The sequence below is a fragment of the Solidesulfovibrio magneticus RS-1 genome, from assembly GCF_000010665.1.
Classification (GTDB): Bacteria; Desulfobacterota; Desulfovibrionia; order Desulfovibrionales; family Desulfovibrionaceae; genus Solidesulfovibrio; species Solidesulfovibrio magneticus.
Genome location: NC_012796.1, coordinates 2,039,386 through 2,064,015, shown reverse-complemented (window position 1 = coordinate 2,064,015; position 24,630 = coordinate 2,039,386). Strand labels below are relative to the sequence as shown.

Genomic DNA, 24,630 nt, shown 5'->3' with positions numbered 1-24,630 from the left:
TCTTAAGCACCACTGTATAAAAATATCTGGCTGTAGAGCTTGGACCTAGAAACATCAACAAATAGCTAATTTCACTCTGACTATGTCAGAAGTGCTGAGCAAAGGCAATAGCCACGTAAAAATTATCGAACTGATCCAGAAGCCATCTTTCTGGAGGGTGTTCATGGATGCGACAACGCAACGTAAGGTTTTTTTTATCCTGTCATTTTTTGTTGTTGTCTTTTTATTTCCTCATAGAGGCGAGTCTGGCGCTACCGGTCAGGAGGCCATCGATGCTCTTGACAAGGCCCTGGCGGCAACGCCCCGGGACAATATCCACATGGCACCACAGGGAGGCAGATTTCCGGAAATAACTGCGAAAAAAATTGTCTTGGTCAACCGCAGGGTTATTTTTGAGTCGTCGAAAGTTTGCCGAAAATCCTTGGCAGCTCTTGAGGAGTGGGTGAAGAAGAAACACCCTTCGAATGGTGCCATTGAAAAGAGACAAAAGGAATTGCGCGAGCAAATGTACTCTGCAATGAATAAGCACATTGAAGCATACGCAAAGCAACAAAACTATGAGGCAGTCCTGGACAAGGCTTATTGCAAATCCGAGGCATTTGGCTGGCCATGTATTGTGGAAGCACAGGACGAAAGTGTCTTTCAGCAATTGAATAGCCTTCCTGATGTTTCAAAAGAAATTATTGAGCTTATGGATAACGTGTAGGCCAGCTAAATAATCGATCGTTTGCGTTAAGCAGAACAATGGATGATCTCACTGCAAAAAGTCGAAATCGGGCGAAAACCAGGCTCCCGTGATCAATAAATTCAACCCGTTACGCTCCAAAAGGCTCTAGGTTTTGGACTTTTTGCAGGGACATCTCATTCAGCTCAATCCCAACATCCAAAACCTCACTCGAACCAATATTTCGAAAGTTTCCAGAGAACCTTATACCACAACCCTCAGTTAAAACTCTCCTCTTCAAAATCGTGCCCTGACAAGTCGCACATCAGCCCTTCCCAACCATAGACCATACCACTGTCTTTGCACTTTGGGCATTGCCAATAGATCACTTTCCCAGCAACTCCCTGCACATTATCTTCCGTCATAGTCCTCAAAGGACTTTTGCACGGCTTACGCCCAGGCCGCTTTCTACATATCGGCAAAGGAAAATTTTCCATTCCGGCTTCAAATGCAGTTTCATAAGCAATCAACTCCTTCAAGAAGTCGACTTTGCTCTTTAGCTGGGGGACACCCGGTTCTTCATTTTCATCAAGCCAATGCCGTATATCCACAACCAAATACCATGACATACTAACTGCTCCACTATCAGCTAATACTTCTTCGCCCGACCCTGGTACTTTCCCTTACTGTCGCATATCTTATACTCGCCACCATCCCGACTTTCTTTTACGCGTCCCTCATAATGCCCTTTTGAATCATAGATCTTATCGTCTTTTATGCGTCCCTGGCAGTATCCCTTGCTATCGTAAATCTTGACTGTCTCACCGTCTCGACTTTCCTTCAAGCGTCCTTCATACTGACCACGAGAATCATACCCATCCTGGTAGAGTTTGCGAGTGAGCACCCTGGCTTCAGTTGGTGGTGACAGCCTTTTCCATCACCCTCTCGATAACTTCCTTGAGCGTCTCCATCTCCACTGGCTTGGAAATGTAATCATTCATACCGGCCTCCAGGAACTTTTCCTTGTCACCTGTCATGGCGTAGGCGGTCATGGCGATGATCGGGATACTTGCCTTGTCTTCGCCTGCCCTACCTTCCCGAATCGCTCTTGTGGCATCAACCCCATCCATGACTGGCATCTGGATATCCATGAGGATCAAGTCGAAAACTTTCTCGCAGAGGAGTTGAAGCGCTTCCTTACCATCCTTAACGGAGGTGACTGAAGACCCTGTCTTCTCAAGCATCCGCTTGCAGGTGAGTGAACTTACTGTATCATCTTCAGCGATAAGTATGCGCAAAGAGGATAGCGATGGAGTAATCACCGGATTCGCTTTAAGCTCGAGCAAGTTTTGTTTAGCAACAGGAATCTTCAACGGCAGAGAGAGATAAACGGTCGTCCCTTCACCTAATGTACTGTCAATTGCTATATCGCCACCCAAGAGATTAACCAAGCGACGAACGATGGAAAGCCCTAAACCAGCCCCCTGAAAGCGCCGGGTGTATGAACCATCAGCTTGGACAAAAGGCTCGAAAATGTCTTTAATGTATTCCTCGGGGATCCCGACCCCCGTGTCGTGTACAGTTATCAATACTCGAATGGCAGAACTTTTTGAGCTTGGGAGCAATGGAAGCAATGAGGCATCAATCCGGATTTTTCCCTTTTCTGTGAATTTGACGGCATTCCCGACAAGGTTAAAAAGGATTTGCCTTAGCCGCACCTCATCTCCGATCAATAATAGTGGGAGATCTTTAACACATCCAAACTCGAGGACGAGACCCTTTCTCCTCGCCTCCAGGGCGAAAAGTTCTTTGATGGAATCCCATGTATTCTGAATGTTGAATTCCAACTCAACGATATCCATCCTACCCGCCTCGATCCTTGAGATGTCGAGAATGTCCGAAAGCAGCCGAGCCAGTCGATTTGTGGATTGAACTGCTCCCAGCAGGTACTCTTTCTGCTCATCATTCGGGGCTGTGGTGTCGAGCAATTGGAGCATTCCTAGCACACCATTGAGCGGAGTTCTTATCTCATGGCTCATGTTGGCAAGAAATACGGATTTCGCCTTATTGGCTGACTCAGCGGCAATTTTCGCCGACTGAAGAGCCTCTTCAGCCTGAAGGCGTTCAAGTTCCCCGCCGGCTCGAACTCCAGCCAATTGCAGAATGGATTCAGCCAACCAGGGATCCTTCAAGGGGGTACGACCGATGACCGCAATAAGCCCGTTGGGTCGACCGGCAGAATCCCACAAGGTAATGCCCACGTAGCTCTCAGCCTGCATGCCTTGGAGCACAGCGTCCTTAGGGAAAAGGCCCCGTACGTCATGGGGAAAACAGCAGGACTCCTTTCCCACCACATCCCCGCAGGGGGTGTCTTTCAATGCATAGGTGATGTTGTCTTCGAAATGCCCATCGAAATAGACGGCCAAGGTCCTGGCGTTAAGCCCATCCCCCTCCAGTCGGTCAATGCAAACGAAATCCATTCCCAGGGTCTCAGCCAAATACCTGGCAAGCGACTCGAAGAATGCCACCCCCGAACGGGCACTGCAGCAGGTTGCCAGAAAGGTCAGAGCCTTCTCTATGGTCTTTCGTGCTGTGATGTCACGGTTGCAGACCCGGCGTCCTAGGTACACACCTTCCCTGCTGTATATAGGCTTACATATATGATTGATCCAAACAACATCACCGGATCGTTTGATTATTCTGAATTCCAATTCAAGATGAGGAGGCTCTTGGGTGTCTAACTGCTTGAGGTGCTCCAACCATAGACCCTGGTCCTCAGGATAGACAATCTGTTGGATGGCAAGAGGGCTCTCCCCCATGAACTCTTCTGGTGTGTATTCGGTAATTTCTTTGCACGAGGGCGAGACCCACTTGAGCTTTCCATCTGGGCCGCGCCAGTACTCCCAATCGGTGGCGTTGTCGGAGACAATGCGGAGGTGCTCTTCACTCTTACGCAGCGCATCTTCAGCCTGCTTACGTTCGGTAATGTCGTTTATTGCGATGTGGATTTCTGCCTGTCCATCAGAATCATGTCCGATGGTGGCCGACAGATGAACCCAGAATTCAGACCCGTCAGACCTCATCATCCTCAAATCACGCGCCTCCGGCATGTTCGTTGCAACTAGATTATTGTGCAATTTGTAGTAGATAGACTGGTCTTGCTTGAGGATCAATGAGCTAAACGGCTTTCGAAAAAGGTCGCTGCGATTAGTGCTGAACATGGTCGCCGCAGTTAGGTTGGTTTCAAGGAGGAGTCCCCCCCCGCTAATCGTGACATAACCAACCGGAGCTAGGTCATAGAGGTCAAAATAGCGTTCCTTTGCAGTGTTTAGGGCAATCTGGGACCGTCGTAACTCCTCGTTCTGCATCTCAAGCTCGATCTGATGCACGCGCAGTTCGTGGAGAACCTTTCGCCCATCTTCAGGAGACATGGAGACACATTCTCCCTGGGCATCATTTGCCAAAGTCTGCTCTTCCGCCCTTTGGCGCAATGTGTCTTTCATACCCCTCACCCTCAGACAACTCGTTCCAGTGTCGCGATAGCGTAAATCCGGCCTTTCTCATCGACCAAAGGCGTGGTTGCAAATTCTACCGGTATGCGTTTTCCACTCTTATCAAGGCGAACCGAGGCATGTGGGCCCTGACTTTTACCTAGAGCGATTTCTCGGAATTTTCCCGTCTCTGCATCGCGTACTTCTTCCGGGATCAGGTCACGAATGTTCATGGTCAAGGCATCGGATTCATCCCATCCGTAAGCTTTGTGAGCCGCGTGATTCCAGGCCAAGATATTTCCATCCGAATTCATGATCAGGACGGCATCTCGAGCATCACGCCCAAGCTGCACGTAGCGGAGCTGATCATTGGCCACGGCGAGCAGATGCTGCGCGCTCTTCAATTCGGTGACGTCGTAAAATGAGATTACCACGCCCTCTATCATATTTTCGAGCGTACGGTAGGGCCGGATGCGCATATTGTACTGCTTTCCATCCTTCGCCTCGACGTCGATGGCTTTTGGGGTCAGAGTATCCAAAACGGCCTGCGCATCTACCACAAGACTGTCATAGCCAATAAGGTTGGAAACGATATGCTGAACAGGACGTCCGACATCACTCGAAATCAAGTTTATGATTTGAGTGGCGGCGGGGGTGAACCGTAGGATGCGAAGTTGAGTGTCAACAAATACGGTGGCAACACCCATTCCGGCTAGAAGATTGTTCATGTCGTTGTTAGCCCGAGACAAATCCGCAACCTTGTTCTGAAGCTCGGCATTGACCGTGGCCAGCTCTTCATTGACTGATTGTAATTCCTCTTTTGAAGTCTCAAGCTCTTCGTTTGTTGACTGAAGCTCCTCATTGACAGATTGCATCTCCTCATTAGAAGACTTTAGCTCTTCGTTTGATGTTTCTAGCTCCTCTAAAGTTGTCTGGAGATATTCTTCCTTGTTGCGCAGTTCTTGTTTGAGCGCCGCTACATGAGTGTCGCTCCGCGCATCGTCAATTGTCTCTGGGCATATTGCATCCTGAGTCATATGCTCATGCTTCGCTTCCATAGCTGGAGTAACATGCTCAAGAATGACAAGATACAGGTTTGTTTCAACTTCTTCGCCATTATCTATAGCCACGGGGCGAACGGTCATATTGACAGTAGCGAAATCTCCATTAGTTTTAACGCGGAGACCTGCACACTGCACTAACTCTTTTGTCTTAGCTACTCTATGCAAAGCTGTGGTTAGTTCTCGCTGCAACCCTTCGCGTGCTATCTTGAAAATGTTCACGGCACCAACTTCACCGGGAGCGAGTTCCAGATACAAGCCGGAACGCCCATGAAGATAGAAGATTACGCCTTTGTCGTTGACAAGGGCGGCGACGGGGTCGAACTGCTTCAAGAGTGTCTGTTCAGTTAACTCGCGAAGAGGCAGTTTCCCGACGGGTGATGCCTTTCCCGTTGATTTGGGCGCGCCTGCATCCCCCACCGCAATTGATGGAAGGAATTGGGCCAATGGCAAACGCTGGGCGTTGAAAACGTCTTTTCGTTGATAAATTTTCTGTTTCCGGTCCAGTGTGGCAAATAGGTCGCCGAACTCGCCTACCGTTTCAGAGGTCCCCAGGAAAAGATAGCCGCCCGGGTTCAAGGCATAGTGGAAGAGAGGGATTAGCTTCTTTTGCAAGTCCCCGTTCAAATAGATGAGTAGGTTGCGGCAGCAGATGAGGTCGAGTTTGGAGAATGGGGGGTCTTTGATCACGTTCTGCTCGGAAAAGACCAGCATGTCGCGAAGGACCTTTTGGATACGCAACCCGCCCCCGCCTGTCTCTGTTGAGAAAAAGCGGTTCAAACGTTCCGGCGAGATGTCTGCGGCGATTGTGGACGGGTAAACGCCATTCCGGGCCGTAGCAATCGCGTTGCTGTCAATGTCCGTGGCGAAGAGTTGCACCTTGTAGCTCTGCTTTAGCGCCTCAATGTGCTCTTGGAAAAGTATGGCGAGCGAATAAGCTTCCTCGCCGGTGGAACACCCCGGTGTCCAGACTCGCAAAATGGAACCCGCAGGCTTACCCGAGAAGAGTTTGGGGATGACCTGCTCCTCAAGAATCCTGAACGCTTCCGGATCACGGAAAAAGTTGGTCACGCCGATCAACAGATCACGAAATAATGCTGCCACTTCTGATGGAGTTTGTTGCAAAAATTTTACGTATGCTTCCATTGATTCAATGTGGTTGACAGCCATACGCCGTTCAATGCGCCGAAGAATAGTGCTCGGCTTGTACTGAGAGAAGTCGTGACTAGTTTGACCGCGCAACAAAATGAAAATCTTTTTTAATGAGTTATCTGGTTTAATTATAAGGTGCGGCTTGTGCAAACCGTGATTATCATACATCTGTTTTACATAGAGGATTAACTTGCTGGGCATCTCAGTTGGCGGCAATTCATAGTCAACCAGGCCAGTCCCAATGGCGCTTCGGGGCATGCCATCATACTCAGTTGTTTCTGGGGTCTGGACTAAAACCAAGCCCCCTTCACCTTTGATAGCCCGAATTCCCAGGGTGCCGTCACTCCCTGTGCCAGAGAGTACGATGCCAATGGCTTTGTCACCTTGATCTTGGGCCAGGGAGCGGAAGAAGAAGTCAATAGGCAGACGTTGACCTCGGGGAGCAGACGGCTCCAGCAGTTGGAGCGCGCCATCTATGAAGGCCATGTCGCGGTTGGGCGGGATGATGTAGGTGCAGTTGGGCTTGACCACCATCCCGTCCACCACTTCGAAAACCTTCATGCGGGTATAGCGCTGAATGAGATCTGTGAGGATGCTCTTGTGATCAGGGGCAAGATGCTGCACCAGCACAAAGGCCATGCCAGGATCGGTATCGGTAGGCATGCCAGAAAAGAAGGCCTCAAAAGCCGCCAGCCCTCCTGCGGAAGCACCTATCCCGATTATGGGGAAAGATGATCCAGAGGCCTGTACAGGGTCTGTGGCAGATGTTTCTACCGAAGAATCTCGGCCTGTCTTGGGCTTTGACTTCGGTGGGGCCTTTTTCTTGGCCATAGGACGATCTCCCTGAGGGTGATGTGAACACAAGATCTCGAAAATTATGATGTCGCAACAGTCACGATTGTAGCCTATTTTGCCATCATGCCACTTAAGATGATTTGAGACAAGCGAAACGGTGCGGCACCTTGAACCTAGTGTCAACAGCAGCCAGATACTTTGCAGCCAGATGATATTGTTATAAATATATTCATTCGCAACCAATAAAGAAGGTGCTGAACTGCTTTTCCATGTCATGGCGGAACGCCACGAGCGAGGATCGGTCATCATTACGACGAATCTTGGCTTTGCGGACTGGCCCCAGTTCTTTGGGGACGCGACCCTTGACAGCGGCCTTGCTCGATCGCCTGACCCACAAGGCGTTCATCATTAGCTGCAACTGGGATTGTTACCGGCCCAGGGAAACCTTACGGGCTCCAAGCAGCAAGCTGCTGTCCTGGCGAAGAGGACGTCCGGCACTGATATTACTAACTAGTTAATTTCCTTTAATAATTTTGCACATGAGTACGCCGTATGATTTCACCGAACTGCCGGACGGGTTATGGGCAAAATTTGAACCGCTCCTTGAGCCGTTTAAGCGAAAGCGTTCTGGCGGAAGCCCTCCGATATCCTCTCGAAGCATAATCAACGGCATCATCTTCCGCCTGAAAACAGGATGTCAGTGGAATATGATCCCAAAATGCTATGGATCAAAAAGTACTATTCATGATCACTATCGCCGAGGGGCGAAACATGGGGTCTTTGACCAATTGATGAAAATATGCCTGGAAGATTATCATCGCCAGCAAGGTCTTCATCTTTCCTGGCAATCTATGGACGGCTCTTTGATTCAGGCACCTGTTCGCACAAAAAAAAGATGCGGCTGAAGGCCTTGGAGCGAATCCCACAGATAGAGGACGCTCTGGAACAAAGATCCATTTGCATGTTGACCAACAAGGGACACCTCTCGGAATTATTGTCGTTGGGGCAAATGTTCACGACAGTCGACTAGTTGGCTTAACGATCGGAAATAATAGCGATCTTGTTTCCATGTGTTTAATGTTTGCGCAGACAGCCATCACTTGTGCCTGGACAAAGGGTATGATTATCCACGCGTGCATGAAGAAGTGTATTCATATGGGTTTGAAGCGCATATTCGCTCCCGAGGGTAAGAGAAAATTGAGAAGCAAGAAGGCCTTCATCCTGCTCGTCGTTGGGTCGTAGAACGCACATTCGCTTGGCTGAAAGGATTTCGCGGTATTCGAACGAGATATTGCCTCTATCTATCAACCTTCATTGCCTTTGTAAAACTGGCCTGTGCAATTATCGTGTTCAGGAAGAGCTATGCACGGCAATAGTCGTGCCGGATGTCCTCTAAGGATGTCGACTGGGATTCGCTCCCGTCGGGCGAAGACTGGCAACTAGACGGGGGATTTTCGGCGCTCGGGGTGTGGAACTGACCCCGTGGGTCTGGAGAAACAGCATGACAGACCGAATTTCTTTCTGCTCTTCTCTGCCCCACCCTATCATCAAGCCCCACTCCCTTTCCAGAAATGGGGCTTTTCCTATCTCAGTTGACCATCCCCAGGATCATCCCGCCGACACGCTGCAGCCGATAGCCACTCTCTGCCGTCAGCCGAGGGTACTGGGCCGCCTTGGTGTAGGCGTTAATCACATGGAACATGGTCTCGCCCTGCTCCTGCGGCCACGCCCATTCAACGGCTTCCACTTCCTGCTTCCCAAGCTGAAACTGGCGGTTGAATGACTTCATGGTCGCAATCGGCTCCTTCACTTCCGACTCCAGGGAAAACTGGAGCCTTTGCTTCTCATCCAACAACTTGGCACCGACATCGCCAATGGCCGTGGGGAACTCATCCAGAATCCGCGTCGAAATGTGGCGATACGAAGCCTCGACTTCCGTCTTCGAAATGAGCCCGTTGGTGCACACCAGTCGCAACAGGAACGCCGAAATGGACAACGCCGCCAATCCGATCTCGGAATTGCCAATGGAAATCCCGGGCCTTACGCGATCGTTTCCATTAACAGCAAATTCCTGCCCTTGGTCAAGGATGGAAAGCGACATGAACTCGTGATCCAGGTAACATTGCACCTCAAGCTCCTCGCCAAAGCCCATCTCGGCAAGTTTGTGCAAAACCGTCATGTTATCCACAGGCACGTAGCGAGGGGTGAACACGGCCCTGACATCATCGCCGTCGAATCGAAGATAAAGATCCTCATTGCGTTCCCTGGCCAGCCAATGGTTCAGGTTCTGCGCTTGCAACTCGGGCGGGCACTTCTTCAGATATTGCAGCGGCACACCCAACCGATACGACAACGATCGCTGGGCCATGTGCCGCAACTCATGCACCTCAGTGCCGACTCGAATCGATTCCAGGTCATTGAATTCGATATGGCGCACCGGCACAATCTGGTCATGGCAGTTTACGGACATCCGTTCCACCTTCTCCATCACCTTCCCCAGGGTCGTCAGCTTGCCTTTCACGACCGCACTTCCTGGCTGCTCGACGACACGACACTATGCCCATGAACATCCACCACCGGTTCGCAGGGGAGCATGGAATTGGCCGCCGACGCTTCGATGTTGAAAATGGCCACGGCCACCGGCATCGAAATGGTCGGGTACAGCGACTCGACTTCTCGGATCACCAATTCCTTTGTTGAACCGAACGGGCTCTTGGCGCTGCGTTCACCTGTGAGCAGCAACAAGCCGACATCAATTTTTCCCAGGTCGTACCCGAGCTGCAGCCGAACGAGCCCTTCAAGGATGTACTCGTAGGCGTGGAAGTTGGCCTCGATGGCGATGCGCTGGAGACAGCCCTTGTACTGATACCGGCGGCCTTCGATGATGGGCAGGTTCCCGTTGTCACGCCAGCCGCAATCTTCCAGGCTGCTCTTGAGCCGACGCCCTTTGTACGGCGACTCAGGAAGCCAATCATCGACGTACCCCAGGGTATCCTTAACGATATTGGTCATCCCCTTTTCCTCGATGACCATCTTGGAATCTCTGAAATGGAGCAATTCATAAGACATAGAAGCCTCCATCATGGGCTTGGAATCTGTTTTATGGGATCAAGGACAGCCAGGTCGCCGGTCATCTCATCAATGAAGATGGACCTCTTGGCGGGCTGCCCCAGGTAGTTGTGCGAGTAGGTCACGTAGAGCCGATCCATGGCGCGGGATAAGGCGACGAAGCAGATCCTTCTCTCCTCTTCCAAATCGCCGCGCTTGGTGGGCATGATGCCTTCGACCAACCCGACCACGAACACCACGGGAAATTCGAGTCCCTTGGCCTTGTGGATGGTCATGAGCTTCACGCCACTGGGGTCACGGCTGCAGGTTTCGTCTTCAACCGTCGCCACATAGGTCAGAAACTCACTGATGGACGCGTACCGGGCCGCCGACTGCAGCAGCTGGTTCAGGTTGAGCACGGCCTGGTTGTCAGGAGAGGGAATATCCTTGTCAGTGACGAACCGGTCGTAATCCAACCGCTGGCGCAGCTTCGCCAACACCTCGGCCGGCCCCATCTCCCCTTCGTTCTGAATGAATGACTCCATAAGCCGCACGAACTCATGGACATTCCTCCTGATGTAGGGGCTGTCGAAGTCCATGGTGCGAAGGGCTTGATACAGGCTGCAGGATGCCTCATTGGCCACCCCAGCCACCTGTTCCATGAACTTCTTCCCCAGGTATCTGTTGGGGGCATTGATGATCCGTTGCAAGGCTTCATCTCCGGCCACCGAATCGGGATCTTCAATAAACCGGAGATAATCGAGCAGGATTCTGACCTCACGGCGCTCGTAGAAGCTCATGCCGTTGTCGATGTAGAAGGGAATGCCAGCTCTCACAAAGACATTTTGCAATATCTCCGACTGGAAGTTGGCTCGGTAAAGCACCGCCATATCGCTATACGCCGTGCCATCAGACACACTCAGGTGCTTGATTTCATTGGCGACCAGACACGCTTCCTCTTCCTCATTGAAGGTGTCGATGACAAACAGGTCATGGTTGCCGCCTGGCTTGTGTGCGATAAGCTCCTTGGGGATCTTCCGCTGGTTATGATCGATGAGCTTCTGACACGCGGCCAAGATCGCCGGGGTGGAGCGGTAATTGACGTTGAGCACGATCTCCTGAGCCGAGGGGAATATCTGCTTGAACCGAAGGATGTTCCCGATGCTGGCTCCGTTGAACGCGTAGATGCTCTGCCAATCGTCGCCGCAAGCCCAAAACGAGCCCCGGCCGGTATCTTCGATGAGCGCCTGGAGCACGGCCAACTGCGCCGGGTTGGTATCCTGGTACTCGTCAACGAGGATGTGGGGATACACGTCATGGTATTTTTCAGCGCCGCCCTCATGGGCCAGAAACCGATACGCCTGAAGGAGCAGGTCATCGAAATCGTAGAGATACCGGATGGCCTTTTGCTCCTCATACTCCTTGAACACCATGGCCGTTTTCTGCTTCGACTGATCTTCACCGTAGAGATCAATGAACTCTTCTGGGCTGATCAGGTTGCTCTTGGCCAAGCTGATATCTTGCAACACTCCACCGATGGCCAAGTCTTTGATCCCTAGCGAACGCATAATCGTCGCCACCATGGTCATCTGCTCGGAGCCTGAGACAATATTGAAGTATCGGCCTTCGGATTTGAGCAACCGCAGACAAAACGAATGGATGGTATACAAATTGACTCGACTGGCTTCACCATGGAGAACCAACTCCAATCGTTCCCGCATCTGCTCGGCAGCCTGACGGGTGTAGGTCAGCCCCAGAATGTTCTCCGGGGCGACGCCGTGGTCATTGACAAGCCGGCCAATTCGTTCCGTCATCGTCTTGGTCTTTCCGGAACCAGGGACAGCGACAACCAATGCGATCCCGGTATGAAACTGCGCCGCCTCCAACTGTTTGGCGTTAAGGGACATGATCCCTCCTTGTTCAATTTGCGAACCAATCCCGACAGCACAGCTGATACGAACAGCCCTTGCACTTCCAGGACGTGTCATTGGGAATGAACACCCCTTGCATGATCCCACGATAGACAGCCTGAATCTTCTTCATGGCTCGCTGCTCATCTTCTTCAGTTCTGACGGTGTAATACTGCTCGAACTTGGGCTTCTTGGTTTTGACGAGACAATCAAATCGCAGCATGATCTCCCGGTCAGCATACCCGTTGGCCTTGGCAGCCATGCCGTAGATGGTCAGCTGCAGGCTCTTGTCGATGTCATCGGAGGAGTAGGAACGACTGGAGGTCTTGTGGTCGACGATGACGATATTGCCGCCGGCATCTTCTTCGACCATGTCCATGACGCCGACGATGGGAATCGGCACGCCTTCGATCTGAAACGAAAAGGCCTTCTCCAAGCCAATGACCTTGAGCCCGGTTTCGGGAAACTGAGTGACATAGGTGGCAAGCAGGGATTTCCCTTCAAGCAGCGTCGAATCGAAATCCTTGCTGACAGCGACCGTGCAGAAGGATGCCGCCGCCGAAATTCGGAATCTCCACGCCAAGATCGGTCAATTGACATGGAGAAGGATTTTTTAGAGCGGGCCTTCGCCAAACGGTGAGTCACGAGTGAGCGAAGGCGCGGGATGGTCGAACGCGGGCGTCCCCGGACACCTCAACACGTCGCATACAACATTCTAAATTTACTATTTTTTTGTTTCGCCGCAAAACCTCCAACAAATTAGTCCAACAATCCCACCGACAAATCCACCTAAATCACAAACGATGTCTCTACACTTTTCTTTAGTTCGCCTGCTTTTACTTTATTTATACGTTCAATAATAGTGTTTCGAGTAATATCATGAGACCTTTGTTCATCTTTGTCGCCACATATAATTGCGTCATACTCTAAAAGCAGATTTTCCAGGACATTTAATTCATATTCTTTGTATATTTTTTCAAACAATGCCACTCTCAACATAGTTCGACTTTCACGCTTCGTAACACCACGACTTGTAACCCTTCCTAGCAAAGCCGCCTTGATCGTCGACAAACTTAATTCACTTACATTGCATAGAATAGCTTGCCTTGCACCAATATCTTTTATCTTGTAGCCAATTACATCATAACAGTCTTTTAATGCTTCATTTCTTAATTTTACCATATTTATATCAACTGAATTGAACGCTTTAAAAAACGTTCTGCTATTCTTAGATCTATAATATGAAAACATATCACACATTGGTTTGCTATACTCTCTAAAATCTGGACAATTCATCATAAAATCCTTAGCCTCATCATGCCAAAGCTTATTTGGCAATCGCTCTATTTCATTAAATTTATCTGCAAAATTTTGCCTTGATATACATAAAATATTATTTCTAGAACAAAACAAATAGCGCGTCATAAACAATGCCAGTAATAATTCTCTGCGCTTTATTGGGCTACTTTCATACTTTTGGCGAATTTTACCACAGGATTCATTAAAGACTACCATATTAATCCTTTTTCCAGTCAACTCGACCAATTCGATAGGCCAATCCAATTTATCTTCAAAATTACATCCGTCATCAAAATTGCCACTGAATACCGCTTCCCGTATCTGCCGTACGTTATGCTTTTGCCAGAGACATCATGCCCAAGGACTTCTCTGGCTTTGTATTCATCTACTCCGGCAACTTTACAGGCATTTGCGAAGGTATGGCGAAAGGAATGAAACACTTTCTTGCCATCTCCACTCTTGACCCCGACCTTTACTAGGAAATCGGCATTGAACCAACGGGATGCATAATGCGAAAATCGTCCACTTTGCTTCCGCAACTCTGGGAATAACCGTTCATTTTTCTTCGCTTTTTGTTCAGCAACAAAGTCCGGAAATTTGAACTTGTCAACAAGATCAGGATGCAGCGGTACCAGCCGCTTTGCAGCAGGCGTCTTTATTTTTTTATCTTTGTCGTCATTAACGCTTAGACAATACAAACCGTCTTCCACAACCAGGTCTTCAACGTAAAGCTGACAGATCTCTTCAAGCCTCATCCCTGTATACAATCCAAGCAGCGGTATCCAATATTTAAAAGACTTTTCAGCACCAGCCTTCGCATAGATCTCGGACTTGAAAATTTTGGCAAGGTCCGCCTCAGTAAAAACATCTCGCAGAGCGTCAACTTGACGATTGATCTTGATTGCCAGAACATCAGAAAGTCCTTCACCGACGCCATCATAATTCTTCTTCAACCATATCAAGAAGCTATTTATAGTCCCATAGTATTTACTAAGACTTGACGGAGACATCCTATCGTCTAAAGGGATAGAAGCCTCAAGAACCTCTTCAAGGCTGAGGTCTTTGTATTTTTTAGTTATACCATAGCGAGCAGGCAGCCTATCAATGACAAGCTTGAAGTCTCTGACATGCTCTCGACTCAACTTTTCTATGGCTATATTTCCGACTAGCTGCTTGAAAAATTGTAGCTTCGGTAGAAAATCAGCCTGGGAACGCTCTGTCCATGCACCTGCTCGAATTCTTTCTTCTATATATCTATCAAGGACATCGTTCAACAGATTTTCCGGTGCCGGCTCTACTGGCTTGCTTGCTATGTCGGCACTCCTGACAACTGCGACATCTTCTACAGAATTTGAAGGAATAGGATCTGCAGTCAATGAATCTGAGTAATCACCTATCGTTCTGTTTGCCTGAATCTTGGAGAGATCGACCGTCGCCTTCATGAACTCTGCAGTCAGCATCTTAAATTCGAGAGAGTCCTTCTCTGGAATCGGCAGGTTCTCCCGCTCCAAGCGTTCCGCCACCCAGTCTTGATTGACGCATGAAAAATCGCCCGCGGCCAATTGCTCTTGGTAATAGGCCGCCATGCTCTCAAGCGACGCTTTACGAGCCTCACGCATCTCTGCGTTCACGGGCTTATCCCGAGACAGATGCTCGGCTTCGTAATAATCCAGCCCCTCCAAAAGCCACTTCTTAGCCAAGGCCCGGATGGTCTTCTTATCCAAGTTTCCCATTGGGATGGAGTCCTTTTGGACATGACGATAGACGAGGTGAGCGTTTGCCGCAAGTTTCCCTGCCAACAACTTGGCCTCGCGGAGCACTCCCGTCCTCAGAGACGCCTTGAACTCGTTGAGTCCGCCTAAGCGCGGGCGACAAGGAGTGGGAACGGCCATACGGAAATGCCAGGTGCCATTCCGGAGGACCAGATGGGAAGGAGATTTTGTACCAGGGGAGAGGGTCGGATAAGCCGAAGGTGAAGCCCGCATGGGGGCCTCCTGGCGTTGGCATTTTGTACCAACACTTTGTACCCAAGACCGTCCACAAGATTTTCAAGGGTTTTTCGCGGGCCGGGATCGAAAAAAGGCCGTTTTTAACCCCTGAAAAAAGTAAAAGGGTTCAAGCCCTTACAGCTCAAACCCTTTTACAATTGTGGTGCCGAAGGGGGGACTCGAACCCCCACGGGCATGGCCCACCACCCCCTCAAGATGGCGTGTCTACCAGTTCCACCACTTCGGCAAATATCGTCTCTACTGCTTCGCCGCGCCAGGAGCCGGAGCCGCCGGGGCCGGAACATCCTCGAAGGTAACTCCCTTCTTGGGTTCCGCATCCTTGGCGCCTTCCACAGCTGCCGGAATCTGCACCGGAGCGCCGCTGGCGTCCATCATGACCGATTTGGCCGAACGCTTGTGCGAGCCCGAATACACATTGTAGGCAAGCGAAGTAATAAGAAAGATCGCTCCAAAAAGCGCGGTCAGCTTGACGAGCAGTCCACCTGCCCCCGTACTGCCGAAGACGGATTGGCTTCCGCCTCCGAAGATCACCCCCATGCCTTCCTTGCCGGACTGCAGCAAAACCAGGATGATCACGGCCACGCAGGCGAGTACATGTACAGTAATTATGAGAGTTGTCAACTGATTTTTCCCGTTATTTTCGCGGACATGTCCACGTGTTCGTCAAGCTGTCACAATCGCCGCGAAGCTTCCAGCCTCAAGGCTTGCGCCACCTACCAGCACTCCGTCGACGTTGTCAATCCCTAATAGCTGCCCCGCGTTGCCCTGCTTCACGCTGCCGCCGTAGAGAATGCGGATTTGGCCGCCCACAGCGCCCAATCGTTCGACCAACATGGCCCGCACCAGGGCGTGGGCCTCGGCCACTTCCTCCGGTCCGGCCGTGAGCCCCGTACCGATAGCCCAGACCGGCTCATAGGCCACGGCCAGCTTTTCCGGCCCAACATCAGCCCCGACCTCGGCCAACCCGGCCTCGATCTGGCGGCGCAGCACGGCTTCCAATTCGCCGGCCTTGCGCTCCTCCACCTTCTCGCCCACGCACAGGATCATGGACAGGCCGCTTTTCAGCCCAAAACCCACCTTGCGCCCGACCATGGCGTCGTCCTCGCCCAGGATATGGCGGCGCTCGGAATGGCCGGCCAGGGCGTAGGTGCAACCCGCGTCCAGGAGCATCTCCGGCGCGATCTCGCCGGTAAACGCTCCCTGGCCCGAAGGATAGAAGTTCTGGGCGCCCAGGGCGAACCCGGCCTGGCCGGCCAGGGCCTCGCCCGTGGTCCCCAGGGCGGTAAAGGGCGGGATCACCAGCACCTCGCGGTCGGCCGGCAGCTTGCCGGCCAGGGCGGCGACCAGCTCGGCGGCCGTTTTGCCCGCCTCGCCCCGAAGCTTGTACATCTTCCAGTTGGCGGCCATGAGCTTTTTCATGACTGGCACTCCTTGAGCGCGGCAAAGGCCGGCAGTTCCTTGCCTTCCAGAAATTCCAGGGACGCGCCGCCGCCGGTGGAGATGAAGGCCATCTTGTCGGCCAGCCCGGCCTGATGCACCACCACATCGGTGTCGCCGCCGCCGACGATACTCAGCCCCCGCACCCCGGCCACGATATGAGCCACGGTGTAGGAACCCTGGGCAAAGGCGGGGTTCTCGAAAGCGCCCATGGGGCCGTTCCAGACCACGGTCTTGGCGGCGTCCATGACCAGGGCGAAAAGCCCGGCCGTCACCGGGCCGACGTCCAGGGCCACGGCGTCCTCGGGGATGGCGGCGAAAGGCACCTGGCCGCAGGGCTGCATCTCGGCCATGGGTTTGCCCGCGTCCTTGGAAATGATGAAATCCACGGGCAGGTAGAAGCCCACGCCGCGCTTTTTGGCCTCGGCCATGATCTCCAGGGCCGCCTCGAACAGATCGGGCTCGACCAGGGACTTGCCCACGCCGTAGCCCTGGGCGGCCAGGAAGGTGTTGGCCATGGCCCCGCCGATGCACATGGCGTCGACCTTGGTGAGCAGATTTTTGAGCACCCCGAGCTTGGAAGACACCTTGGCCCCGCCCGAAACGGCCACGAACGGGCGCTGGGGCGCTTCCACTGCCTCGCCCAGGAACTGCCATTCCTTCATAAGAAGAAACCCGGCGCAGCACTGCTTGGCTACCTTGGCAAAAGCCACCATGGAGGCATGGGGCCGGTGGGCCGTGCCGAAGGCATCGCACACGTAGACCTCGGCCATGGACATGACGTCCTTGGCAAAGTCCATGTCCCCGGCGGTCTCGCCCGGATGGAAGCGCAGGTTTTCGAGCATGAGGATCTCGCCGGGCTTAAGGGCCGCGGCCATGGCCCTCGTCGCCTCGCCCAGGCAATCCGGGGCCATCTTGACCTCGCGACCCAGCAACTCGGAGAGCCGCTTGGCCGCCGGGGCCAGGGAATACTTGGCGTCCGGCGCCCCCTTGGCCTTGCCGAGGTGGGAGCACAAGATGAGCGAGCAGCCCTTGGACAGGGCGTATTCGATGGTCGGCAGGCTCGCCCGGATGCGCAGGTCGTCGGTGATCTCGCCGTCTTTGAGCGGCACGTTGTAGTCCACCCTGATGAGCAGCTTCTTGCCGGCGACATCGATTTGATCAATGCGGATAAGGGCCATGGGAACTCCTTAACGCGTGCCTGAGAGGGGTTATATGTTGGCGCTTGCGCCCTGGCCGGCCGTACGCCGCATGACCAGGGCGTCCTCCCCGGTGTCGGGGTAGTACCGTTTTCGCACGCCGACCACGGCGAAACCGTGGCGAAGATACAAACGTTTGGCCGGCTCGTTGCCGGCGCGCACTTCCAGATGCCCCTGCAACATGCCTGCTTTGTCGGCCTGTTGCAAGACATGGCCGAAAAGCCGAGACCCCAGACGCTGCCCGCGCCGGGCCGGGTCCACGGCGATGTTGATCACCTCGAACTCGTCGCCCAGGAAGTGGAACACGCCATAAGCGGCAAGATGGTCGCCGTCGCGAATACCGTAAGCCCGGACATGAGGCCGGGCCAGGGCGGCGGCAAAGGCGGAAGCGTCCCAGGCGTCGGGAAAACAGGCCCCCTCCAAAGCGGCCAGGGCTACGGCGTCGGCCACGCCCAGGGCCTCGGGCGCGACGATTCGAGGCCCGCCCGCCTGTTGCGTCGGTTCGCCCGGCGCGGCCCGTCCCCCTGCCTGTTCCCCGCTTGCGAGGCTCGCTGCATCCGGTTGCATTTCCGGCGTCTCCTGGCATCATGCCGCCACAGGACCAAGCCATGGCGAAAAAAGCGAATCCCAAACCGGTTGAGGAAATGGTGGACGTGGTCGATGAAAACGACCGCGAACTGCTCGTCATGCCCCTTGGCGAGGCGCACCGTCAGGGCCTTTACCACCGCGCGGCCATGGTGCTGGTCTACGACCCCGCCGGCCGGCTCTATCTGCAAAAACGCGCCCCGCACAAGGACCTCTACCCCGGCCGCTTCGATCTCTCGGCCACGGGCCACGTCCAGGCCGGCGAAGCCCGCGAGGAAGCCGCCGCCCGGGAACTCCACGAAGAACTCGGCCTGACCGCCAAGACGCTGACGCCCGTGGACGCCGCCCAGGCCAGCCGCGAGACTGCCTACGAGTTCGTCACCGTCTTTTCCGCCGGCCGCCTGACCGACCCGCCGCGCCCCAATCCCGAGGAACTCGCCGGAGGCATGTTCGTGGACGAAGCCGAACTGGCCGCCCTGGTGCGCGACTACCGCGACTGCCTCACCCCGGCCGTGGTCCACTTTTTCGAAAAGGGCACGCTGTTTCCGAGGCTATAGAATCTGAAGAGCCTCCGGCGGCCGGGGGCCTGAGGCCCCCGGACCCCCCAAATGGGGATAGTCAATCGGCCAGCAGGGCCAGCATGGGGGCGTGGAGCGCGCCGTTGGTGGCCAGTATCCGGAAATCGCCCAGGCAATACGGCCCGTCCGGGCGATAGCTGCCCACCCTGCCCCCGGCCTCGGCCACAAGGAGCGCCCCGGCCGCCACGTCCCAGGGATTGAGCGCCAGCTCATAAAAAGCGTCGAACCGCCCGGCGGCCACGTAAGCCAAATCCAGGGCGGCCGAACCCGGCCGGCGGATGCCTTGGGTCTCGGCCAGCATGACCCGCAAATCGGCCATGATCTCGTCCAGATTCTCGCGGATGGCGTAGGGAAACCCCGTGGCGACCAGGGCCGCTTCGGGCCGGTCGGTCCGCGAAACGCGGATGGACTCGCCGTTGCAATACGCCCCCAACCCTTTGCCGGCCGTGAAGCACTGGCCAAGCAGCGGCGCGTTGACGCAGCCGACCACCGGCTCCTGGCCGTCGTACAGCGCCACCGACGTGCAGACAAACGGAAACCCATGGGCGAAATTCGTGGTGCCGTCCACCGGGTCGATGATCCAGGTCAGCCCCGACAACACGGTTCTGGCGGCGGTCTCCTCGGCCAGGAAAGCAGCCTCGGGCAACACCCGGGCCAGAGCCTCCTTGAGGCCCTCCTCCACGGCCAGATCCGTGGCCGTGACCAGATCGATGCGGCCTTTTAAACGCACGTCGCGCGGGGCGTCCCAATCGGCCTTGATGCGCTCGCCGGAGGCCAAGACCGCCTGCCGCACGGCCTCCATCAGGCGTGCTGTTTCCGTCTTCGACATGGGTGGTTGTCCTAGAGAAGAAGATGAAGAATGCCTCCGGCGGCCGGGGGCCTGAGGCCCCCGGACCCCCCAAAGGGGTTAAGGGGGGGATGGGCGCTCTCATGTAGCGTCCCTCAACAAGTACAATAGTTTTTTAAGAAAAATTTATGGTTTTAAGATGTTGCCTACGAAATGCCTTATGCGCTTTTCATGGACGCGACACCCGGGAGCGGAAGTTCATTCGAGGAGAAGCCTGCCGGGACCATGCCCGCGCTTCGGACGGTCTGCCTCGGGGCAATGTGCAACGCGGCAGCGCCTTAATTGATGAAAACGTCCTTAAAGCGGTCCCGGTCGACCATGGAGCGGCCGGTGCCGCGCACCACCGTGGTCAGGGGATCGTCGTCGAGGACCACCGTGAGATTGGTCTCCTGGCTGATGCGCTGATCCAACCCGGCCAGAAGCGCTCCGCCGCCGGCCAGGAGCAGGCCGTTCTTGGCGATGTCGGCCACCAGCTCGGGCGGCGTTTTCTCCAGTGCCTTCATGGCCGCGCTGACGATGATGTTGACCGGCTCGCGGATGGCTTCCCGGATCTGCTCGTCGGTGATGGTCACCGTGGTCGGCGTGCCGTCGATGAGCGACTTGCCCGACACGTCCATGGAGCGCGGCTCGGGCAGGGGCATGGCCGAACCGATGCGGATCTTGATCTCCTCGGCCATGTTTTCGCCGATAAGCAGTTGGAATTCATCCTGGACGAAACGCTGGATGGTCTCATTGAGTTCGTCGCCGGCCACGCGCACGGATTCGGCGTAGGCGATGGCGGAAAGCGAGATGACGGCCACTTCGGTTGTGCCGCCGCCAATGTCCACCACCATGTTGCCGGAAGGCCGGTCGATGGGCAGGCCCGCGCCGATGGCCGCGGCCATGGGCTCCTCCACCAGCTTGACCTCGCGCGCGCCGGCCATCTGGGCCGATTCGACCACGGCGCGTTTCTCGACCTGGGTGATACCGGTCGGCACACAGATGACCATCTTGGGCTTGGCGTAACGAAAACCGGTCAGCACCTTGCGCACGAAAAAGGCGATCATGGCCCGGGTAACGTCGAAGTCGGCGATGACGCCGTCCTTCATGGGTCGGATGGCCCGGATGCGTTCAGGGGTGCGGCCAAGGTACTCCTTGGCCTCGGCGCCCACGGCAATGAGTTCGTCGGTACGGGTGTCGATGGCCACCACCGAGGGCTCAGCCAGCACGATGCCGTCCTGGGCGGTATAGAGCAGCGTATTGGCCGTGCCGAGGTCCATGGCCAGGTCCTTGCCGAGGAACCGAAACAGTTTCGTGAAAAACATGCCCACACTCGCGTTGGCGTTCGAAAAAAAGGGGACGGCCCATTGCCGGACAATTGGCCCATGGTAGATGGGCGCGGCCGAAAAGTCTACGCCGAAGGGCTGCCGAGACGGGTGCGCAGGTGCAGGTTTTCCAGAAACAAGGCCAGGCTTTCCGAGACCATGCCGACAAAGGTCTTGAGGTCCTCGGCCACGGGCAGGGGCCGGGGATCGGCCAGGGTGAGCACGGCCCGGGTCTTTTTGGAAAAAGCGATGGGCAGACAGATGACGCTTTTGCAATCGATGGTCGCCACGTCCAGGCCGAAAAGCGGCAACCGGCTGGCTTCGTCCTTTTCGCCGGTATAGACCGGGGTGTTGTTCTTGAACACCCAGCCGACCAGGCCCTGGCCCACGGAAAACCGGCCGGGCACGTCGCGGCCGCCCAGAAACGGGCTTTCGCTCACGCCTTCCAGAAAATACGAGCGCCCCGATTCGTCGCGCACGGCCAGGATGGCGTGGCGAAACCCTGCCGCCTCGGCCAAAATCGACAGGAAGGCCTCGCGAAAAGCGGCCCATTTGGGGTGGGTCTTGTGCAGCAGGGCGATGCGCTGGTGGGCTTTGTAAAAACCGTGCTCGACCAGGCTTTGGGCCACTTCCCGGCTACGGGCCAGGTGGTTGCCGGCCAGCTGCGCGAACTGCGACAGGATCTTGAGGTCTTTTTCGACAAAAGCATAGGTCTTGCGGGTGTCGATGCAAAGCGCCCCGCCGGTGGCCGGCACGGGATGGCCCATAAAGGCCCGGATGCGCTCCTCCTCGCCGCCCCGGTAATAGCCCAGGATACCGCGTTGCTGGTCAAAATTGCTGATCAAAAGCGGCTTTTTTTCGCGGATGATCCAGCCAACCAGCCCTTGGCCCGGGGCGATGGCGGCCTCGCGATTGAGCGCCTCGCCCAGGCTGAACGCGGCCGCCGCCCGGCACACCCCGGGCTCGGCCGGATCGGGCAGAAACAGCACGGCCGAATAGGCGTCGAAGACGTTGCCGACAATGTCGAGCAGTTGCTCGTAAAAGGCGGTCTGCTGCATGGCGGCCGGTGTCTCGCTTGCAAAAAGCCGGCAGGCTTTTCCAACTACGGATTATAAATTCAGCTTGTTAAATGGCAACTTTGGCCGGGCCTCTGGCAGCCCGGGCAACGGCCGCCCGCAAAGGGGCTTCCGTCTTGGGCGCACCTTACGGAGACGGACCGCCTGCGTCAAATCGTTCACCCCGCGTAACCGCCACCGCCTCTGCGGGGCTTTATTCCTAATGGATATTAGGCTAAGAAAGGGTTTTCGGCAGCGGCGGCCAGCCCGCCGGCGGCCGGCAACCGACAACCCGCCCATGGAGCGGCCATGATCTTCGACTGGACGACCGCCTTTTCCCAGGTTCCCGAAGCCCCTTTCCTCGACGGCCAGCACCGCGCCAGAGAAGGGGAAATCCTGCGCGTCCAGACGTTGCCCGATCTGCGCCGTTATCTCGACTGGATCCACATCAAGCAGTGCCTGCTCAAGCCTTACGCCGAACACGCCAACTATCCGGTGGTGGATTTCCGCGAGTTGCTGCCTTCGTTTGAGGCTGACGCCTACGAATACAAGGAGCTGCCGGGCTTTTCCATGGTCGCCCTGGCCCGACCGCTCAAGTATTTCCAGGAAATTTTCCAGTACGACATCCTGCACTGCCTGCTCGACTACGCCGACGAAAAATACCGCGACCAATGTCCGCTGGAATCCTCGATCTTCAGCCAGAACATCCGCACTTTCTGCGCCCACCTGCCCAAGGCCAGCCAGGACGCCTTCCGCACCCGCTTTTCCGAGACCGACGTCACGAGCCTGGAGAACTACGCCGCCCTGCTCCCCACCATCCTCGACATGGACCGGGCCCATGTGCTGTCCATGGACAGCCAAAACGACTTCTACCTCTCCGGCGTCTACTGCTCGTTCCCGTCCTACCTCGACACCGAACTCAAGCGGTTTGGCCTGAACATCAAGAAATTCGCCGTGGGCGACGACCGGCGCTACGAGCGCCATCGCGGCTTCGTCTACCAGTTTCTCATGGAGCTTTACGGCTTCCCCATCGTGTCCGAACGGCGCACCTCGTCGGCGCTTTTCGCCCGCCGGCTGTTCCGCATGGGCGAAAAATTCCTGGTCCGCGTCCTGGGCCAGACCGACCGGGCCATCACCACGCTCTACTCCCACCCTGACGCGCGCTTTTATCCGCGCGTGGAAAAAATCGCCCTGGTGGCCGTGGACAAGTCCCAGACCGAGGCGGTCAAGGCCTTGGCCGAAGGCGGCTACTTCATCGACCCCGACCGCCGGGTGGTCATCACCCGGGTGGTCTACCGCCAGCACAAGTACGATCCCAACAACGTGCGCCAGGATCGCGCCCTGTCCGTGGCCTCCCAAGAGGTCATCCACCCCCTGACCGGCCGCAGCTACTACCGCCTCAACCTCGTTAAGGACACCTACAGCCTGTTTTTGCGCTTAAACGACATCGTGCGCGGCGAATACTCCGGCCGCATCGTCTACAAGCGCAACGAAATCGTGGAAAATACCGACACCCACGAAAAAAAGCTCAAGTTTCTCTACGCTTGGCTGTCCAAGCACCAGCGCCGCATCATCGGCTACTCCGACGATTTCTATTCCAACGTGGTCAAGGTCCTCGACAACTACCTTTTAAGTGCCGACCACTACGACGACTTCAGCAACCTGCGCGATGTCTACCAAGAAGTCTGGAGCAAATACAGCTACATCCAGCAGGCCAGAAAAGTGAAGATGCTCGAAGACCTCCAGGACCGCAACTATAAGGGCGAACGGCTGACCTACGCCAAAATGCTGGCCCTTTTCACCGAAGTCTTAAATGATCTAAAATTCGAGATCGTCAACTATTTCGATGCCTTGGTCGAGCGTGTTCTGTCCCTTGGCGATATGATCTTAAACGACAGCTACCTGCTTCGGACCTACATACGCAAAAAGGACCTGGACCTTTCGCCCTACGGCCTGTCCGTAAAAAAGACCTACGGCCGGCTGGTGGCCCTGCTCGACGAGTTCCGCATGATCCGCAAGGCCAAGAAAGAGCAGGGCATCGTCCTGCCGCTGGTGGCCCAGAGCTGATGCTGCCTTTATAACGCAACCATGGTTGCGTTATAAAATATATAATTATGCAAACATGTTGTTTGTTATATTATTGCACTTCGCAACTGCAATCGGAACAAAACCTGACCGGCGGCCCGGCCGCCGTAC

23 protein-coding genes and 1 tRNA gene are annotated in these 24,630 nt (G+C 54.8%); 7 read left to right on the top strand and 17 right to left on the bottom strand.

Annotated features, from left to right (window positions below; translation table 11 throughout):
• Positions 1–163 precede the first annotated feature (163 nt).
• Complete coding sequence (locus DMR_RS08680; protein WP_015860537.1) at positions 164–706, top strand: OmpH family outer membrane protein; 543 nt, start codon at positions 164–166, stop codon at positions 704–706.
• A 236-nt stretch (positions 707–942) separates the two neighbouring features.
• Here DMR_RS08680 and DMR_RS23295 read toward each other — a convergent pair whose 3' ends face one another.
• The 3 genes from DMR_RS23295 to DMR_RS08670 all read right to left on the bottom strand — a co-directional run bounded on the left by DMR_RS23295 (position 943) and on the right by DMR_RS08670 (position 7,472).
• Positions 943–1,293 carry a hypothetical protein gene (locus DMR_RS23295; RefSeq protein WP_015860536.1) on the bottom strand — a complete coding sequence of 117 codons (351 nt, stop codon included), beginning with the start codon at positions 1,291–1,293 and terminating at the stop codon, positions 943–945.
• Between the two features lie 282 nt (positions 1,294–1,575).
• On the bottom strand, positions 1,576–4,167 hold the full coding sequence (locus DMR_RS22380; protein WP_015860534.1) for an ATP-binding protein: 2,592 nt from the start codon (positions 4,165–4,167) through the stop codon (positions 1,576–1,578).
• A gap of 11 nt (positions 4,168–4,178) precedes the next feature.
• Positions 4,179–7,472 (bottom strand): chemotaxis protein CheB, encoded by a 3,294-nt coding sequence (locus DMR_RS08670; RefSeq protein WP_232502898.1) that lies wholly within the window; start codon positions 7,470–7,472, stop codon positions 4,179–4,181.
• Here DMR_RS08670 and DMR_RS25770 point away from each other — a divergent pair.
• The 4 genes from DMR_RS25770 to DMR_RS25760 all read left to right on the top strand — a co-directional run bounded on the left by DMR_RS25770 (position 7,438) and on the right by DMR_RS25760 (position 8,539).
• A complete protein-coding gene (locus DMR_RS25770) occupies positions 7,438–7,575 on the top strand; it encodes an ATP-binding protein (RefSeq protein WP_081429595.1) in 138 nt (45 codons plus the stop codon). The two genes, DMR_RS08670 and DMR_RS25770, sit on opposite strands and share 35 nt — an antisense overlap.
• Positions 7,576–7,702: 127 nt before the next feature.
• Entirely contained in the window at positions 7,703–8,068 is a 366-nt protein-coding gene (locus tag DMR_RS23285) for a transposase (RefSeq protein ID WP_015860531.1), read from the top strand.
• Entirely contained in the window at positions 8,040–8,405 is a 366-nt protein-coding gene (locus tag DMR_RS25765) for a transposase (protein WP_407636344.1), read from the top strand. The genes DMR_RS23285 and DMR_RS25765 overlap by 29 nt, the downstream gene beginning before the upstream one ends.
• Entirely contained in the window at positions 8,360–8,539 is a 180-nt protein-coding gene (locus DMR_RS25760; protein ID WP_081429669.1) for a transposase, read from the top strand. Before DMR_RS25765 ends, DMR_RS25760 begins: the two co-directional genes overlap by 46 nt.
• A gap of 212 nt (positions 8,540–8,751) precedes the next feature.
• Here DMR_RS25760 and DMR_RS08665 read toward each other — a convergent pair whose 3' ends face one another.
• The 11 genes from DMR_RS08665 to rimI all read right to left on the bottom strand — a co-directional run bounded on the left by DMR_RS08665 (position 8,752) and on the right by rimI (position 18,632).
• Entirely contained in the window at positions 8,752–9,684 is a 933-nt protein-coding gene (locus DMR_RS08665) for a DUF932 domain-containing protein (protein ID WP_015860529.1), read from the bottom strand.
• The gene (locus DMR_RS08660) at positions 9,681–10,232 is read right to left on the bottom strand and encodes a hypothetical protein (RefSeq protein WP_015860528.1); all 552 of its coding nucleotides are present in this window, start codon (positions 10,230–10,232) and stop codon (positions 9,681–9,683) included. The genes DMR_RS08665 and DMR_RS08660 overlap by 4 nt, the downstream gene beginning before the upstream one ends.
• 11 nt (positions 10,233–10,243) lie before the next feature.
• Entirely contained in the window at positions 10,244–12,118 is a 1,875-nt protein-coding gene (locus tag DMR_RS08655; RefSeq protein ID WP_015860527.1) for an ATP-dependent helicase, read from the bottom strand.
• A 13-nt stretch (positions 12,119–12,131) separates the two neighbouring features.
• A complete protein-coding gene (locus DMR_RS08650) occupies positions 12,132–12,704 on the bottom strand; it encodes a RecB family exonuclease (protein ID WP_015860526.1) in 573 nt (190 codons plus the stop codon).
• A gap of 206 nt (positions 12,705–12,910) precedes the next feature.
• On the bottom strand, positions 12,911–13,636 hold the full coding sequence (locus tag DMR_RS24425; RefSeq protein ID WP_148208393.1) for a hypothetical protein: 726 nt from the start codon (positions 13,634–13,636) through the stop codon (positions 12,911–12,913).
• Between the two features lie 17 nt (positions 13,637–13,653).
• The gene (locus DMR_RS08645) at positions 13,654–15,405 is read right to left on the bottom strand and encodes a site-specific integrase (protein ID WP_015860524.1); all 1,752 of its coding nucleotides are present in this window, start codon (positions 15,403–15,405) and stop codon (positions 13,654–13,656) included.
• Positions 15,406–15,569: 164 nt separating this feature from the next.
• Positions 15,570–15,655, bottom strand: a tRNA-Leu gene (locus tag DMR_RS08640).
• An 11-nt stretch (positions 15,656–15,666) separates the two neighbouring features.
• The gene (secG, locus tag DMR_RS08635) at positions 15,667–16,050 is read right to left on the bottom strand and encodes a preprotein translocase subunit SecG (RefSeq protein WP_015860523.1); all 384 of its coding nucleotides are present in this window, start codon (positions 16,048–16,050) and stop codon (positions 15,667–15,669) included.
• 42 nt (positions 16,051–16,092) lie between these two features.
• Positions 16,093–16,848, bottom strand: coding sequence for a triose-phosphate isomerase (gene tpiA, locus DMR_RS08630; RefSeq protein ID WP_043600344.1), 756 nt, complete (start codon positions 16,846–16,848; stop codon positions 16,093–16,095).
• Complete coding sequence (locus tag DMR_RS08625; RefSeq protein WP_015860521.1) at positions 16,845–18,047, bottom strand: phosphoglycerate kinase; 1,203 nt, start codon at positions 18,045–18,047, stop codon at positions 16,845–16,847. Before DMR_RS08625 ends, tpiA begins: the two co-directional genes overlap by 4 nt.
• Before the next feature lie 30 nt (positions 18,048–18,077).
• Positions 18,078–18,632, bottom strand: coding sequence for a ribosomal protein S18-alanine N-acetyltransferase (gene rimI, locus DMR_RS08620; RefSeq protein ID WP_015860520.1), 555 nt, complete (start codon positions 18,630–18,632; stop codon positions 18,078–18,080).
• Between the two features lie 41 nt (positions 18,633–18,673).
• Between rimI and DMR_RS08615 the strand changes: the two genes are divergently transcribed.
• Entirely contained in the window at positions 18,674–19,207 is a 534-nt protein-coding gene (locus DMR_RS08615) for an NUDIX hydrolase (protein ID WP_043600343.1), read from the top strand.
• 61 nt (positions 19,208–19,268) lie between these two features.
• On the opposite strand, the gene DMR_RS08610 is transcribed toward DMR_RS08615, so the two are convergent.
• The 3 genes from DMR_RS08610 to DMR_RS08600 all read right to left on the bottom strand — a co-directional run bounded on the left by DMR_RS08610 (position 19,269) and on the right by DMR_RS08600 (position 22,437).
• Entirely contained in the window at positions 19,269–20,057 is a 789-nt protein-coding gene (locus tag DMR_RS08610; protein ID WP_015860518.1) for an inositol monophosphatase family protein, read from the bottom strand.
• Between the two features lie 296 nt (positions 20,058–20,353).
• On the bottom strand, positions 20,354–21,379 hold the full coding sequence (locus DMR_RS08605; RefSeq protein WP_015860517.1) for a rod shape-determining protein: 1,026 nt from the start codon (positions 21,377–21,379) through the stop codon (positions 20,354–20,356).
• An 86-nt stretch (positions 21,380–21,465) separates the two neighbouring features.
• Positions 21,466–22,437, bottom strand: a complete 972-nt coding sequence (locus DMR_RS08600; RefSeq protein WP_015860516.1) for a GAF domain-containing protein — start codon at positions 22,435–22,437, stop codon at positions 21,466–21,468.
• 306 nt (positions 22,438–22,743) lie between these two features.
• Here DMR_RS08600 and DMR_RS08595 point away from each other — a divergent pair, with 306 nt between their 5' ends.
• Positions 22,744–24,501, top strand: coding sequence for a hypothetical protein (locus DMR_RS08595; RefSeq protein WP_015860515.1), 1,758 nt, complete (start codon positions 22,744–22,746; stop codon positions 24,499–24,501).
• Positions 24,502–24,630 lie beyond the last annotated feature (129 nt).

Coding starts and splice junctions, on each gene's coding strand:
- DMR_RS22380 (WP_015860534.1), bottom strand. CDS start 4,167: ATGAAAGACACATTGCGCCAAAGGGCGGAAGAGCAGACTTTGGCAAAT.
- rimI (WP_015860520.1), bottom strand. CDS start 18,632: ATGCAACCGGATGCAGCGAGCCTCGCAAGCGGGGAACAGGCAGGGGGA.
- DMR_RS08655 (WP_015860527.1), bottom strand. CDS start 12,118: ATGTCCCTTAACGCCAAACAGTTGGAGGCGGCGCAGTTTCATACCGGG.
- DMR_RS08605 (WP_015860517.1), bottom strand. CDS start 21,379: ATGTTTTTCACGAAACTGTTTCGGTTCCTCGGCAAGGACCTGGCCATG.
- DMR_RS25770 (WP_081429595.1), top strand. CDS start 7,438: ATGGCGGAACGCCACGAGCGAGGATCGGTCATCATTACGACGAATCTT.
- DMR_RS08680 (WP_015860537.1), top strand. CDS start 164: ATGGATGCGACAACGCAACGTAAGGTTTTTTTTATCCTGTCATTTTTT.
- DMR_RS08625 (WP_015860521.1), bottom strand. CDS start 18,047: ATGGCCCTTATCCGCATTGATCAAATCGATGTCGCCGGCAAGAAGCTG.
- DMR_RS08610 (WP_015860518.1), bottom strand. CDS start 20,057: ATGTCGAAGACGGAAACAGCACGCCTGATGGAGGCCGTGCGGCAGGCG.
- DMR_RS08615 (WP_043600343.1), top strand. CDS start 18,674: ATGGCGAAAAAAGCGAATCCCAAACCGGTTGAGGAAATGGTGGACGTG.
- DMR_RS23295 (WP_015860536.1), bottom strand. CDS start 1,293: ATGTCATGGTATTTGGTTGTGGATATACGGCATTGGCTTGATGAAAAT.
- DMR_RS08670 (WP_232502898.1), bottom strand. CDS start 7,472: ATGATGACCGATCCTCGCTCGTGGCGTTCCGCCATGACATGGAAAAGC.
- DMR_RS08660 (WP_015860528.1), bottom strand. CDS start 10,232: ATGTCTTATGAATTGCTCCATTTCAGAGATTCCAAGATGGTCATCGAG.
- DMR_RS08595 (WP_015860515.1), top strand. CDS start 22,744: ATGATCTTCGACTGGACGACCGCCTTTTCCCAGGTTCCCGAAGCCCCT.
- DMR_RS23285 (WP_015860531.1), top strand. CDS start 7,703: ATGAGTACGCCGTATGATTTCACCGAACTGCCGGACGGGTTATGGGCA.
- tpiA (WP_043600344.1), bottom strand. CDS start 16,848: ATGAAAAAGCTCATGGCCGCCAACTGGAAGATGTACAAGCTTCGGGGC.
- DMR_RS08600 (WP_015860516.1), bottom strand. CDS start 22,437: ATGCAGCAGACCGCCTTTTACGAGCAACTGCTCGACATTGTCGGCAAC.
- DMR_RS08645 (WP_015860524.1), bottom strand. CDS start 15,405: ATGCGGGCTTCACCTTCGGCTTATCCGACCCTCTCCCCTGGTACAAAA.
- DMR_RS24425 (WP_148208393.1), bottom strand. CDS start 13,636: ATGGTAGTCTTTAATGAATCCTGTGGTAAAATTCGCCAAAAGTATGAA.